General features: G+C 71.0%; 13 protein-coding genes. 9 read left to right on the forward strand and 4 right to left on the reverse strand.

Annotated features, from left to right (window positions below):
* The first annotated feature begins 13 nt into the window (after positions 1-13).
* Positions 14-418, forward strand: a complete 405-nt coding sequence (gene rnk / locus D7X55_RS24265) for a nucleoside diphosphate kinase regulator (protein ID WP_120552555.1) — start codon at positions 14-16, stop codon at positions 416-418.
* Between the two features lie 25 nt (positions 419-443).
* Here the strand turns inward: rnk and D7X55_RS24270 are convergent, their stop codons facing one another.
* Positions 444-1,889, reverse strand: coding sequence for a HAMP domain-containing sensor histidine kinase (locus D7X55_RS24270; protein WP_147470192.1), 1,446 nt, complete (start codon positions 1,887-1,889; stop codon positions 444-446).
* 107 nt (positions 1,890-1,996) lie between these two features.
* Here D7X55_RS24270 and D7X55_RS24275 point away from each other — a divergent pair, with 107 nt between their 5' ends.
* Positions 1,997-2,455, forward strand: a complete 459-nt coding sequence (locus D7X55_RS24275; protein ID WP_120552557.1) for a GNAT family N-acetyltransferase — start codon at positions 1,997-1,999, stop codon at positions 2,453-2,455.
* 1 nt (position 2,456) lies between these two features.
* Here D7X55_RS24275 and D7X55_RS24280 read toward each other — a convergent pair whose 3' ends face one another.
* The gene (locus D7X55_RS24280) at positions 2,457-2,867 is read right to left on the reverse strand and encodes a VOC family protein (RefSeq protein WP_121724323.1); all 411 of its coding nucleotides are present in this window, start codon (positions 2,865-2,867) and stop codon (positions 2,457-2,459) included.
* A gap of 124 nt (positions 2,868-2,991) precedes the next feature.
* Entirely contained in the window at positions 2,992-4,362 is a 1,371-nt protein-coding gene (locus D7X55_RS24285) for an FAD-binding oxidoreductase (RefSeq protein WP_121724324.1), read from the reverse strand.
* 143 nt (positions 4,363-4,505) lie between these two features.
* Between D7X55_RS24285 and D7X55_RS24290 the strand changes: the two genes are divergently transcribed.
* The 3 genes from D7X55_RS24290 (at position 4,506) to D7X55_RS24300 (ending at position 7,306) form a co-directional block, all read left to right on the forward strand.
* Positions 4,506-5,858, forward strand: a complete 1,353-nt coding sequence (locus D7X55_RS24290; RefSeq protein ID WP_121724325.1) for a pseudouridine synthase — start codon at positions 4,506-4,508, stop codon at positions 5,856-5,858.
* Positions 5,859-5,970: 112 nt separating this feature from the next.
* The gene (locus D7X55_RS24295) at positions 5,971-6,507 is read left to right on the forward strand and encodes a hypothetical protein (RefSeq protein WP_121724326.1); all 537 of its coding nucleotides are present in this window, start codon (positions 5,971-5,973) and stop codon (positions 6,505-6,507) included.
* Positions 6,508-6,673: 166 nt separating this feature from the next.
* On the forward strand, positions 6,674-7,306 hold the full coding sequence (locus D7X55_RS24300; RefSeq protein WP_121724327.1) for a DUF2716 domain-containing protein: 633 nt from the start codon (positions 6,674-6,676) through the stop codon (positions 7,304-7,306).
* 15 nt (positions 7,307-7,321) lie between these two features.
* Here the strand turns inward: D7X55_RS24300 and D7X55_RS24305 are convergent, their stop codons facing one another.
* The gene (locus tag D7X55_RS24305; RefSeq protein ID WP_120552563.1) at positions 7,322-7,516 is read right to left on the reverse strand and encodes a hypothetical protein; all 195 of its coding nucleotides are present in this window, start codon (positions 7,514-7,516) and stop codon (positions 7,322-7,324) included.
* Between the two features lie 110 nt (positions 7,517-7,626).
* On the opposite strand from D7X55_RS24305, the gene D7X55_RS24310 reads away from it, so the two are divergent.
* From D7X55_RS24310 to D7X55_RS24325, 4 genes are all read left to right on the forward strand, one after another.
* A complete protein-coding gene (locus D7X55_RS24310) occupies positions 7,627-8,250 on the forward strand; it encodes a hypothetical protein (protein ID WP_121724328.1) in 624 nt (207 codons plus the stop codon).
* A gap of 71 nt (positions 8,251-8,321) precedes the next feature.
* Complete coding sequence (locus tag D7X55_RS24315) at positions 8,322-8,834, forward strand: FHA domain-containing protein (RefSeq protein ID WP_120552565.1); 513 nt, start codon at positions 8,322-8,324, stop codon at positions 8,832-8,834.
* A 57-nt stretch (positions 8,835-8,891) separates the two neighbouring features.
* On the forward strand, positions 8,892-10,184 hold the full coding sequence (locus D7X55_RS24320; protein WP_014396319.1) for a Stp1/IreP family PP2C-type Ser/Thr phosphatase: 1,293 nt from the start codon (positions 8,892-8,894) through the stop codon (positions 10,182-10,184).
* Positions 10,185-10,294: 110 nt separating this feature from the next.
* A partial coding sequence (locus D7X55_RS24325; protein WP_121724329.1) for a carboxypeptidase regulatory-like domain-containing protein occupies positions 10,295-13,038 on the forward strand: 2,744 nt, incomplete at its 3' end.

The following is a 13,038-nucleotide window of genomic DNA, read 5'->3' on the forward strand; positions in this document are numbered from 1 at the left end:
AGAAAGGACAGACATGAGCCGCAATCCCCGAATCCTCATCAGCCCCTCGGACCTCGACTCCCTCCAGCGCCTCCTCGACCAGCAGGAGTCCGGGCGCGACGCGCTCTTCATCGAGCGCCTCGACCAGGAGCTTGCCCGCGCGGAGGTGGTGGAGCCGCTGCCGCCCGGCGTCGTGGCGATGAACAGCACCGTGGTCTTCGAGGACGAGACGGGCCTGCGCCGTCAGCTCAAGCTCTGCTACCCGCGGGATGCGCGCACCGGGGCGGACTGCGTCTCCGTCCTCGCGCCCATCGGCAGCGCGCTGCTCGGACTCTCCGAGGGGCAGCGCATCGAGTGGGAGGTCCCGGGAGGGAAGCGGCGGCTGCACGTCCTCGCCGTGTCCGCTCCGCCCGGACTGGCCGAGCAACCCGCGGCCTGACGCCTCGCCCTGGCACGTCCCGCGGTTATTGAAGCTGCGTGACGTCTCGCCCGGGAGTGCCCGCCGCGAGCTTGCCGTCCTCCGCGCCGAGCTCCCAGGCGGGGCCTGCTCGCGGCAGCTCGAACCAGAACGTGCTGCCCTTCCCAGGCTCGGACGTGACGCCGACGCGCCCACCGTGGCCTTCCGCCAGCCGCTTCACGGTGGCGAGCCCCAGGCCAAGCCCTTCGGCGCCATCGGTCGCGCCCCGGAAGTAGGGCTCGAACAGGGAGGGCAGCAGCTCCGGGGCAATCCCAGGGCCGGTGTCGATGACCTCGGTGCGGACGAAGGCACCCCTGCCGGTGGTCACCCGGACGGTGATGCGCCGGGTCGTGGCGTCGCCCATGTACTTCACTGCATTGCGGAGCAGGTTGCCGAGCAGGCTCAGGTAGACACCGGAGCCACACGTGACGAGGACCTCTGGAATCGGCTCGACGTGGAACTCGATCCGGGCGTGCTCCGCTTCAGCCGAGAAGCCGTCCATCGTGTCGGCGATGGCCTCGCAGGGGGCGGTCCGGGCTCCCGGGTCTGGCTTTGCTCCGGACCGTGCGAACTCGAGCAGCGCGCCGGTGATGGCGTCCGCCCGCTGGAGGCTCCGGATGATGCGGCGGATGGACTGCGCCACCGGGCCCTCGTCGCTCCGGCGGATGGCCAGCTCGGAGGCCATGCGCGCCGCGGAGAGCGGGTTCCGGATGTCGTGGGCGACGCGGCCCGCGAAGTGCTCCAGCTCCGCGGCCCGTTCGCGCAGGAACCGGGCGTGTGCATCGAAGAGCGCTCGTCGCGTGCGCGCCTGACGATGGAGCAACCACGCCATGAGGACGGCGACCGTGCCGCAGACGACGTTGAGGGCGGTGGCGAGCCTGCGGGTGTTCTGGCGCGTCTCCAGGATGTTCGCCGCGAGCGTCCGTCCATAGATGGCATCATGCTCGATGGCGCGGGTGACGAGTTCAAGGAAGTGCTGGCGCGCCACCACGATGTCCCTGCCGACCGCCGCGGCCGCATTGGCGTCCCGTGGGGCATCCGCCAGGGAGCGCGCCTTCTGGACCCGCTGCTCGAATTGGAGCCAGGAGGCCTGGATGTCCAGGCGCAGCGGCTCCTCGCCGGGGACCGGTGGAAGGTCCAGGTAGGCGCGCGCCGCGTCCTTCAAGCGCGTCAGGTCCACCTCCAGTGTCCGCGCCGCCTCTTGCCTGTTCCCGGGCTCGTGAAGATAGCGTTCGAGGCTCAGCTCCGCTTCGAGCACGGCCCTTCGAATCTGCGCCAGGTGCTCGATGCTCGGCCCCGAATTGAAGATGATGCCCTCGGAGAGATCGCCGATCTGCGCGGAGGCGCGCTGAACCACGAAGCTCGCCGCGACGAAGCTGCACACCACCGCCGTGAAGGCGAGCGCGAGCATCCTTCCGGAGGGAGCATTCCCGGGCGGGAGCGAAGTGGCCATGGCATGGTCATGCGTACGGACCCCGCCATGAGCAAGCCCTGGCCCGCCGCTCCGTCATGCATGCGACGGGAACTCCAGGGGCCGCATCCAGAATAGGCTGAGCGGATATGCCCTCCGTCACCTTCCGCAACGCCCGTCACGCCGACCTGCCCACCATCATCCAGTTGCTCGCGAATGACGCCATCGCGCAGTCGCGCACCGGCTACGCCGAGGAGGTCACTCCCGCCGTCGACGCCGCGTTCAACGAAATCACCGCCGACGCGAACAACGAGATCGTCGTGGGCGAGCTGGATGGGCAGGTCATCGCCACGCTCCAGCTCACGTACATCCCGGGCCTGGGGCGCGGCGGGATCCGGCGGGCCCTGGTGGAGGAGGTGCGCGTGCGCTCGGACCTGCGCGGGCAGCGCATTGGAGAAGCGCTGATGAACGAAGCGATGGCGCGCGCCCGGGCCCGGGGCTGCGCCCTGATGCAGCTCACCACCGACAAGCGGCGCCACGAAGCCCAGCGCTTCTATGCGCGGCTGGGTTTCGTGGCGAGCCACGAAGGGATGAAGCTCCCCCTCTGAATCACGGCTGCGGCTGGATGGCGGCCGGGTCCATCCAGAAGGACTCCCACTGGTGGCCGTCCAGGTCCTCGAAGCTGCGCTGGTACATGAAGCCCTGGTCCATCTTCTCCTTGGTCTCCTTCGCGCCCGCCGCCAGCGCCTTGTCCACCAGCGTGTCGACGGCGGCCCGGCTCTCCGCCGTCAGGGCGATGATGGCCGCGGTGGACTTCTTCGTGTCCGCGATGTCCTTCTTGATGAAGCTCTTGAAGAACGGCTTCACCAGCAGCATCGCGTAGATGTCCTCGCTGATGATCATGCAGGTGGCGTTCGCGTCGGTGAACTGGGGGTTGAACGTGTAGCCCAGCTTCGTGAAGAAACCGACCGCGCGGTCCAGCGACTCGACGGGGAGGTTGACGAAGATCTTGGTGCCCATGGTGCGTCTCCTGACGGAAAGGAAAGGGATGAGGTGAACGTCGCCTTCATCCACGCGACGAACGCGCCCCGGTGGGATCGACACCGGATTTATTTTTCTTCGCGCCGCCGCCAACCCACCGGAATCACAGCATCTTGCCGGGGTTGAGCAGGCCCAGCGGGTCGAGCGCGCGCTTGATCGCCTGGTGCAGGCGCAGCGTCTCCGGGCCCAGCTGCGCGCCCAGGAAGCCGCGCTTGAGGGACCCCACGCCGTGCTCGCCCGTGATGGTGCCTCCCAGGGCCAGCGCCGCGTGCAGGATGTCGTCGAAGGCCTCCTTCGCCCGCGCCAGCGCCACCGGATCCTTCCGGTCGAAGACGACGGTGGGGTGCATGTTCCCATCCCCCGCGTGCCCGAACGTCCCGATGAGCACCCCGTGCTTCGCCGCGATGCGCTCCACCGCCGCGAGCAGCTCCGGGATGCGCACGACGGGCACGCCCACGTCGTCCAGCAACGTGGCGCCGCGCTGCTCCAGCGCCGGGAAGGCGAAGCGGCGGGCACCCATGAGCAGCTCGCCCTCGGCCTCGTCGGCGGTGCTCATCACGGTGGTGGCCCCGGCCCGCTCGCAGGACGCGGCCATCAGCGCCAGCTCCTCCTCGCCCTGCACGCCGCCGGTGTCGGAGCGCGCGAGGAGCAGGGCCTCGGCCTCGACGTCCAGGCCCATGGGCTTCCAGGCCTCCACCGCGCGCACCGTGGTGCGGTCCATCAGCTCCAGCAGGGAAGGGCGCGAGCGCTCCATGATGTCGCAGACGGCCGTGCCCGCGCTCACCAGCGTGGGGAACGCGGCCACCAGCGTCGTCGCCTTCGGTGGCCGGGGGCGCAGCTTCAGGGTCGCTTCGGTGAGGACGCCCAGCGTGCCCTCGGAGCCGACGAAGAGGCGCGTCAGGTCGTAGCCCGCCACGTTCTTCACCGTCCGCCCGCCGGTGCGCACCACGGTGCCGTCCGCGAGCACGGCCTCCAGGCCCAGCACCGCGTCACCCGTCACGCCGTACTTCACGCAGCACAGGCCGCCCGCGTTGGTGGCCAGGTTGCCGCCGATGGAGGAGAACTCCCAGCTCGCGGGATCCGGCGCGTACCAGAGGCCCTGCTCCGCTGCGGCGGCCTTCACCGCGCCCGTGAGCGCGCCGGGCTGCACGACGGCCAGCATCCCGCGCCGGTCCACTTCCAGGATGCGGTTCATCCGCAGCAGTGACAGCACGATGCAGCCCTCGCTCGCGTTCGCGCCGCCCGACAGGCCCGACCCCGCGCCCCGGGGCACCACCGGTACGCGCAGCGCCGTGGCCACGCGGAGCACGGCCTGCACTTCCGCCGTGGACGCGGGCCTCGCCAGCACCGCCGGCATGCCCGAGGACGCCCACTCCGCCTGGTCGTTCCGGTGCGCCGCGAGCACGTCCGGATCCGTGACGACCGCCTCCGCCGGCAACACCTCGCGCAGCGCCCGCTCCACGTCGACCGTCATGAAGGCCTCCCAGGCTCCTGGAGATGAACGCCTGGCTGGCCGTCCGTCATCCTTGACCGGACCTCCAGATTGCCTCGGGGCCTGCGCCGCTTCATCCACAAGGTCGCCCGTGGCGGAAGGATTCAGGCGAAGATGGAGCCCGGATGCAGACCCTGACGCTCCTCGAAGGACCTCCGCCCGGGGACCTGCCCACCCAGCTGACGAATCCCTTCCACCCGAAGGCTCCCGGCCCCTGGGGGCTCCGCGCGGCGGAGGCGCTTCAGCGGCGGTTGCGGCAGGACGCCGCGTTCCACGAAGCGCTGTGGCGGCCCGGTGGCGGCAAGATGTTCGGCGTGCTGGTGGTCGCGGCGCCGGACGGACGCGTGGGGTTCCTGAGCGCGTTCTCCGGGATGCTCGGAGGGGCGTGGACCGTGGAGGGCTTCGTGCCGCCGCTGTTCGACCCGGTGGCCCGCGACGCGTTCTGGCCCGCGGGGGAGGCGGAGCTGGCCGCGCTGGAACAACAGCACGCGGCGCTGTCCCGCGAGGCCGAAGCACCGCGGGCAGAGCGCTCCCTTCATGCCCTGAAGGAAGTGGAGCACGTGCGCGCTGAGCGTTCGCGGGCCCTGTGGCGGCAGGTGACCCTCGGGTATGTCATTCCCAACGCGCGCGGCGAAACCCAGACATTGGCCGCGCTGTTCGCGCCCAAGCCTCCCCCCGGTGGCGCTGGCGACTGTGCGGCGCCCAAGCTGCTGGCGTATGCCTTTCGAGAGGGATTGAAGCCCCTGGAGCTCGCGGAGTTCTGGTGGGGAGCACCGCCGCAGGACGGCCGCCGGGAGTCCGGTGCGTACTACCCCGCATGCGACAACAAGTGCGGCACGGTGCTGCCGTACATGTTGCAGGGATTGGACGTAGCGCTCCCGGTTCCTTCCGATACAGGGCCGCGCATCGTCCATGAGGATCCGTGGCTCCTCGTGGTCGACAAGCCCGTGGGACTGCCCACGCTCCCGGGTCGCCATGCGCCCGCGCGTGACTCGGTGCTCGTGCGGCTCCAGTCCCGGTTCCCGGAGCTGACCTCCGCCAGCTTCCTCCACGAACTGGAACCCGGATCCTCCGGCCTCCTCGTCATCGCGCGGGACGCGGTGACGCGCGCCTCGCTCCAGCGGCAGTTCTCCCGGCGCGAGGCGGAGCACCGCCACGTCGCCTGGGTGGACGGCCACGTGGAAGGGGACTCGGGCCTCATCGAACTGCCGCTGCGCCACGGAAAGCGGACCGTCAGCGCGTGGACCGTGCTCCGTCGCGAGCCGGCCCGCACCCGCGTGGAATTCCTTCCAACGACCCAGCCGCCCCACGCGTTGCGTATCCCTTCCGCGCATCGCCTGGGGCTGGGAGTTCCCAGCACCGGGGACGCGCGGTCTGGAAGAGAGGACGCCCGGCTGATGCTCCACGCCGAGGTGCTGGCCTTCGTGCATCCGCGCACGGGGGCGCGTCTGGAGTTCCTCTCTCCCGCGCCGTTCTGAAGCCTGACGGCGTGAATTGTTTGATCAATCCCGAGGCCCGCGGAGACCAAGGGAAAGAGAAGGGCGGCAAGGCCCTTCGTGAACAGACACCCCCACCTTGGAGAGGAATCCCATGACCCACGCAATCAAGCACTTCCGCTCGAAGTCCATCCTCGCCGGCCTGCTGTTCGCCGCGACGGCGCTCACCGGCTGCGGAGAGGACGACCTCAAGCGCCAGTACCAGGGCCAGTACGAGCTGGACCTCCAGCTCGACACCGGCGCGAAGCAGTCCGCGGGAGACCTGGACGTGGGCTTCAACGTCTTCAATGACGACGACGCCTTCATCACGATGAACAAGCTGCAGTGCTCCCTCTCCGCCAGCTACCGGACCATGAAAGGGCCCGGCGCGAACGGTGGTGAGGTGGAGTACGAGGACCTGCAGGACGTGCGGCCGGATCAGATCCGCGCGTGCCCGGTGCCCGTGGAGCTCGGAGAGAACCTCTGGCTGGACTTCCGTCTGGGCAAGGGCCGCATCGAGAACAGCCAGCTGAGCATCGACTACTCGGGCACGGTGGTGCGGGGCACGTTCGAGGAGGTCGCGAACGGCCAGGCCACCCGCGTGGGGACCTTCGGCTACACGTTCCTGGGTGACGAGGTGGAGGTCCCCTGAGCCACCGCGCGTGACTCCGGGTGTGCGGGGCCCCAGCGGCTTTCCACATCACCCGGAAGAGGAACGCGGTGGACGTCGGGTGTCATGCACAGACCCCTCCCTCCAGGTGCTTGCGCGAATCCCGCGTTGCGCGCATACCCGGGTTTCCGAGATGTGAGGGGGGAACATGGTGGCGCTCAAACTGGAACCGGAGCCGGACCCCGAAGAAGCCTGGAGGCCCCTGTCGGGCGATGCGGAGCGCCACGCGCTGGACCACCCGTGGCCCTCCGCGCAGCAGGGCAGTGCGCGCTTCGTCGTCAGCGGAGACTTCTTCCGCCTGGAGCACGACGCGCGGCTGGAGCTCTACCGGGACCTGGCGGACCGGATGCTCGCCATCTTCCGCGAGCTCACCCCTCCCGGTGGCTGGCTCTACGCGCTGGATCCGCAGCACCCGTGCTACCGCTTCTACCCGCACATCCGCTTCGAGGCCGGCGCGACGCTGCAGGAGATGACCGGGCTCTACACGCGCCAGCACATGGAGCTGGTGGAGCGCGGCATCCACCCGCCGTCCTTCGAACCGCGCTGGGCCATGGACGTCCACCCGGCGGGGGACCCGGAACACCTCTTCGCGCCGCCGGACTTCCACTTCGTCTTCGCGGCGCGCTACCGCGTGGGCAACTTCGACGGGCTGGAGGCCCCGGGGCGAGGTCCCATCGAGACGGAGACCTACGAGCTGCTGGGGCACCGCCTCATCGCCGCCGTGGACCGCGACCCGCCGGCGCTCTTCCAGCGCGCGCGCAGGTTGGGACCCGACGACTGAGGTGATGCGGGGACGTCAGGCCGGCCGCGACACGGTGCGCGGGCGGGGCGCACCCTCATAGTAGAGGTTCGCGCGTCCCTCGCCGTAGACGACCAGCACCCGGTCATTCTCCTCCAGGAGGCCCGACGTCTTCTGCGTGACCTTGCGGACCAGCGTGTCGAGCTGTGCCGGACCCTGCTTGCTGCTGGCCCGGACCGTGACGACTGGCATTCGGTGTTCCGCTCCTGGTGACCTCCCGCGACGGCAGGAAGGGCGTTGCGTGTCATAGCCAACGGAACACTTCGTTGACAAGTGCGCGCTGCCACGGTGGATAGGGACCCATGCTCCACCTCGCTCGCGCACTGCTGGTTCTTTCGCTGGCCCTGGTCTCCACCGCCGCCCACGCGCAGTCGTCGCAAGAGGCCGCCGACCTCCGGGGCCACGTGTCGCCCACGCCCGCCTGGCTGCCCCGGGGCGCCTTCGTGGGCGCGCAGCTGCGCAACGGCGCCGTCATCCCCAACCTGCACCTGCAGTGGGAGTTCACTCTCTTCCAGGACCGCAAGGACGCGTGGATCGCCATCCTGGAGGGCGGAGTGGGGTGGGCAGCGTCGTTGCCCGACAGCGTGAACCTCGGCCGGGGCGTCGCCGTGCCGGTGTCCTCCTACTACGAGCACACGGCGCAGGTGGGCTTCGGCTACCGCAACCACCTGCCGGGCAAGGTCCACTGGGGCTTCCAGGTGACGGCCGGTCCCACCTTCTACGGCGCCCACTTCACCACCCAGCCGCCGGACCGCCGCACCGCGGGCACCGTCCAGGGCCGCTTCCAGATTGGCTACCAGCTGCCTCGGGACGTGGGCGTGGGCGTGGCCATCAGCTACGCGGAGCCCTTCGGGCTGAAGAACCGCAGCCTCGCGCGCGACTTCGTGGGTGGCGTGAACCTCGGAATTATCGCGGATTGGCGGTAGCGGCGCGGTACACTCCATGAGCGAGAGCGGCCCCGCCTGCCGGTGCGAGCGGGGCGCGCGCTTCCACGCCCATGGCCGAGCTGCTCAGTGCCCACGTCGCGCGCTACCTGCGCAACCGCGAGGAGTTCGAACGGGGGCTCCCGCCGGGCCTGCTCCTCTTCACACCGCCCCTGGGCGCCGCGCGTCCCTCCGACCTGGAGGAGTACCCGGTGCGCACGGTGACCAACGCGGGCCCGCCCACGCTCGGGCAGGACGAGCCCGTCGTCTTCCCGCTGCTCAAGTCCCAGGGCAACGCCTTCGGCCGGGGCATCACTGTAGGGCGCACCGGCAACAACGACGTCGTCCTGGATGACGGCAGCGTGTCCCGCTTCCACGCGTGGTTTTCCAGGGACCCGGGGGATACGGGTTTCCTGCTGACGGATGCGGGCTCGAAGAACGGCTCGTACGTGGCGGGAAGCCGGCTGGTGGCCCGCAAGGCCCGGGGGCTGGAGGACGGGATGCGGCTGCGCTTCGGTCAAGTGGAGGTCAGCTTCTACACGGCGGGCGGCTTCGCGCGCCTGCTGTCGGTGCGCCTGCAACCCTGAAGCCTTGCCACGTCTTCGGCGGCCTGCGTAACGTGCGGAGTCACCCTCTAGGCATGGATGGGAGCGTTCGCGGTGGCCTTGACCACAGAAGCCTTCGGGCTGACCGATGTCGGCCGGAAACGGCAACACAACGAAGACGCGATGATGGTGGACGCGTCGCTCGGCCTGTTCATGGTCGCCGATGGCATGGGCGGACACGCCGCGGGTGAAGTCGCCAGCGCGCGCGCCACGGAGGTCGTCAAGCAGCACATCGCGGCCAACCGGCACCTGCTCAAGGACCTGGCGCAGAACCCCACGGCGGACAGCCGCTCCGCGGCGGCCGCGCTGGTGGAGGTGGCGGTGCAGCGCGCGTGCGCGGACATCTACCGCACGGCGATGACGGACGCCTCCAAGCGCGGCATGGGCACCACGTTCGTGTGCCTGGCCGTGGGCGGCAACAAGGGCGTCATCGGCCACGTGGGCGACAGCCGCGTGTACCTGGTGCGGCACGGGCAGTGCCACCGGCTCACCGAGGACCACACGCTGGTCGCAGCCCAGCTCAAGGCCGGCACCATCACCAAGGAGCAGGCCGCCACCTCGCAATACCGCAACGTGATTACCCGCGCGGTGGGCATCCAGGAGTCCGTCCAGGTCGACACGCTCATCGTGGACCTGATGCCCGGCGACGTGTTCCTCCTCTGTTCGGACGGCCTGCACGGCTACATCGAGGACGAGGAGATTCTCCCCCTGGTCGCGGGCCTGCAGCCCGGGGACCTGCCGCGCAAGCTCGTGGAGATGGCCAACGAGCGCGGCGGCAAGGACAACATCACCGCCGTGGTGGTGAAGGTGGCCGGCGACAGCGCGGCGCTCGCCAGCGAGGAGACGAGCGAGGCGCAGTCGCGCATGGAGGCGCTGCGGAAGATCCCGCTCTTCCGCCACCTCACGTACAAGGAACAGACGGCGGTGCTGTCCATCGCCACCACGCGCACCTACCCGGCGGGCCGGGAGATTGTCGTGGAGGGGCAGCCGGGCGAGGAGCTCTTCGTCGTCATCCGGGGCCGGGTGGCCATCGAGAAGAACGGCGTGGAGATCGCCGAGCTGCGCTCGGGCGGGCACTTCGGCGAGATGGGCCTCATCGACAACGCCCCCCGCTCCGCCACGGTGCGCGCCACGGAGCCCACGCGGACCATGGTCATCGCCCGCTCGGACCTGATGGGTCTGATGAAGCGCGAGGCGATCCTCGCGGTGAAGATGCTCTGGAGCTTCGTGCAGGTGCTGAGCGACCGGCTGCGCGCCACCAACTCGGAGTTGAGCGAGGCGCGGCAGGAGCTGGCGGTGGCGCAGGCCATCCAACCGTTCGCGGAGGACTGAGCGGAAACTCCACCGGCCCCTGGGACGTCCTCAACAGGACGCTCTGGAATTTCCAGGGGGAAACCGTCGTTGGGGGGCCGGCCTGGGAGTAAGGTCCCGGCCGCGTACACATGCGCAAATGGGTCTTCATCGCGGCGGCCGCCGTGCTGGCGCTCGCCGCCATCGTGCTGGGGCCCCGGTGGGGCGCGCCCGCCGCGCGCCCCGTCTCTCCCGTCTCCGCCAGCTCCATCCGTCAGGGGATGCCCGCCTTCAACGCCGTGGCGGTGTCCTCCGGCGCGCAGGAGGGGCTGACGCTCACCGGGCGCGTGCTGGACGGGAACGGCCGGCCGGTCCCGGATGCCGAAGTGTCGCTCGCGGCCTCGGCGGAGCGGACGCTGGCGGACGTGCGGTGTGACGAGTGCGGCCTGGCGCTCCTGGCCTGCACCGCGCACGAGACGGCGCTGCACACGCGGGCCTTCTTCGAACAGCAGCAGGGCTTCCTCACGGCGCGCGCCACGGTGCGCACGGACGCGGAAGGCAAGTTCCGCTTCGAGCACCTGGCGGGCGTGTCCTTCACGGTGTGGGCGCGCTCGGCGGGGCTGGGCGTGGCGCTCAAGGAGCGGGCCGCGCCGGGGGAGGCGGTGGAGCTGTACCTGCCGCCCCTGCGCGGCATCACCGGCACGGTGGTGGATGACTCCGGCCAGGCCCGTCCCGGGGCGCGGGTGCGCGCGGTGTCGCGCAAGGTGCCGCTGCCCTTCGAGGCCGTGGCGGGCCCGGGCGGGGCCTTCACGCTGTCCGGCCTGGGCGAAGGGCCCTTCTACGTGCTCGCGGACGCGGAGGGCTTCCAGCCCGCGGTGGCGCAGCAGGTGGAGGCGGACTCGCAGCCCTTGCGCCTGAAGCTGACGCCGTCGCGCACGCTGGAGGTGCGCGTGACGCGCGACGGGGCACCCGCGGCGGCGACGGTGCGGCTGAGGGGCGACCACCTGACGCGCGAGGCGCACACGGAGCCCAAGGGCGCGCCGGTGCGCTTCAACGGCCTGTACCCGGACGAGGTGGTGGTGACGGCGGAGGCGCCGGGCTTCGGCTCCACGCCCCAGACGCTCACGCTGTCGCAGCGGGTGACGCAGGTGACGCTGGAGCTGGAGGCCGCGGGCCGGCTGCTCGTCACGGTGGTGGACGAGGAGGGCCAGCCGGTGCCCAACCCGGAGCTGCTCCTGCGCACGGTGGCCGGAGACCTCATCCGCCGCGACGCGGTGCCCACCGGCGCGCTGGCGGAGCTGGGGCCGCTGGCGCCGGGCGAGTACGTGCTGGAGGGACAGGCGCAGGGCTTCACGTCAGCGCAGCTGCCCGCGCGCGTGGTGCAGGGCGAGACGCCGCTGGAGCTGGAGCTGTCGAAGGCCACGGTCATCAGCGGACAGGTCATCGACGAGTACGGCCGGCCCGCGGCGGGCGTGTCCGTGCTGGTGCAGCCCACCGGCGGCGTGGTGAACGCGGGCGAGGACGGCCGCTTCATGGCGCAGGTGCCCATGCCGGGGCTCTACACGCTGCACGCGCACCACTCCGAGTGGGGCGGCGGCAGCGTGCAGGCGACGGCGCCCGCGACGGACGTGACGCTGTCCCTGGAGGCGAAGGCGGGCGCGGACGTGACGGTGACGAGCGGCGGCCGGCGGGTGGAGGGCGCGGACGTGACGCTGTGGGCGGAGCCGGAGAACATCTTCCGCAGCGACCGCCCCTCCGGGCCGGACGGCGTGGTGCCCATGCGCGGGCTGCCGCCGGGGACGTATCAGCTGGTGGCGTCGCATCCGGAGTACCTGCCGTCGTCGCCCAAGCAGGTGACGGTGCAGGACGGGACGAAGCAGCAGGTGACGGTGGAGCTGGAGGCGGGCGCGCAGCTCACGGGCGACGTGGTGGACGAGGACGGCCAGCCGGTGGTGGGCGCGGCGATGAGCGTGGCGCCGCGCATGGCGCAGCCGACGCAGTCGGACTCGAGCGGCCACTTCGAGTTCCGCGCGCTCAGGCCGGACCGCACCTACGTGGTGGAGGCGCGCCACGCGAGCTACGAGCCGCTGGAGCGGCCGCAGGGCAAGCCGGGCGGGCCGCCGGTGCGGGTGAAGATGCGCCGGCGCACGACGTTCCGGGGCCGCGTGGTGGATGACTCGGGGCAGCCGGTGAAGCGCTTCCGGGTGGACGAACACGACGTGAACAGCCCGGACGGGCGTTTCGAGTTGCCGCTGTCCACGGCGGGGGACCGGCTCATCGTCGCGGTGGACGCGGCGGGGTACGAGCCGCAGGTGGTGGACCGTCCCTCGACGCCGCAGGACGTGGGCAACATCGTGCTGGTGAAGGCGCCGTCGGTGTCCGGACGGGTGCGGGATGCGTCCGGTGGCGCGGTGCCGGACGCGGTGGTGACGTGCGATGTGTGCGACGGCTCGGTGCTGTCGGGGCCGGATGGCAGCTTCAGCCTGGCGAGCCCGCCCTTCGTGCCGCGCTTCACGGTGTCCGCGCGCAAGGGCAAGGTGAGCGGGACGCAGGAGGTGCCGCGCGGCAGCACGGCGCCGGTGGAGCTGACCCTCAAGCCCGCGACGCACCTGACGGGCCGGGTGTACCTGGCGAACGGGCAGCCGGCGGCGGGCGCGCAGGTGGAGGGGCTCAACGCGGACCGCAGTGAGACGGTGTCGCTGATCACCGGCGCGGATGGCCGCTACAGCGCGGACCTGGCGCCGGGCAGCTACCGGTTCGTGGTGGGACCTCGCGGGGGCATGGGCGAGCCGGCGGTGGTGGTGCAGGTGGCGGGCACGGAGATGACGCTGGACCTGGGGCCGGTGCCCGGGGCGAGCTCGGTGACGGTGTTGATTGAACCGGAGCGGGGCAAGGC

The sequence above is a fragment of the Corallococcus sp. AB049A genome, from assembly GCF_003668885.1.
Taxonomy (GTDB): domain Bacteria; phylum Myxococcota; class Myxococcia; order Myxococcales; family Myxococcaceae; genus Corallococcus; species Corallococcus interemptor.

What these genes read in the sequence shown, in the direction of transcription:
- rnk (WP_120552555.1), top strand. Translation starts at nt 14, where the DNA reads ATGAGCCGCAATCCCCGAATCCTCATCAGCCCCTCGGACCTCGACTCC.
- D7X55_RS24270 (WP_147470192.1), bottom strand. Translation starts at nt 1,889, where the DNA reads ATGGCCACTTCGCTCCCGCCCGGGAATGCTCCCTCCGGAAGGATGCTC.
- D7X55_RS24275 (WP_120552557.1), top strand. Translation starts at nt 1,997, where the DNA reads ATGCCCTCCGTCACCTTCCGCAACGCCCGTCACGCCGACCTGCCCACC.
- D7X55_RS24280 (WP_121724323.1), bottom strand. Translation starts at nt 2,867, where the DNA reads ATGGGCACCAAGATCTTCGTCAACCTCCCCGTCGAGTCGCTGGACCGC.
- D7X55_RS24285 (WP_121724324.1), bottom strand. Translation starts at nt 4,362, where the DNA reads ATGACGGTCGACGTGGAGCGGGCGCTGCGCGAGGTGTTGCCGGCGGAG.
- D7X55_RS24290 (WP_121724325.1), top strand. Translation starts at nt 4,506, where the DNA reads ATGCAGACCCTGACGCTCCTCGAAGGACCTCCGCCCGGGGACCTGCCC.
- D7X55_RS24295 (WP_121724326.1), top strand. Translation starts at nt 5,971, where the DNA reads ATGACCCACGCAATCAAGCACTTCCGCTCGAAGTCCATCCTCGCCGGC.
- D7X55_RS24300 (WP_121724327.1), top strand. Translation starts at nt 6,674, where the DNA reads ATGGTGGCGCTCAAACTGGAACCGGAGCCGGACCCCGAAGAAGCCTGG.
- D7X55_RS24305 (WP_120552563.1), bottom strand. Translation starts at nt 7,516, where the DNA reads ATGCCAGTCGTCACGGTCCGGGCCAGCAGCAAGCAGGGTCCGGCACAG.
- D7X55_RS24310 (WP_121724328.1), top strand. Translation starts at nt 7,627, where the DNA reads ATGCTCCACCTCGCTCGCGCACTGCTGGTTCTTTCGCTGGCCCTGGTC.
- D7X55_RS24315 (WP_120552565.1), top strand. Translation starts at nt 8,322, where the DNA reads ATGGCCGAGCTGCTCAGTGCCCACGTCGCGCGCTACCTGCGCAACCGC.
- D7X55_RS24320 (WP_014396319.1), top strand. Translation starts at nt 8,892, where the DNA reads ATGGGAGCGTTCGCGGTGGCCTTGACCACAGAAGCCTTCGGGCTGACC.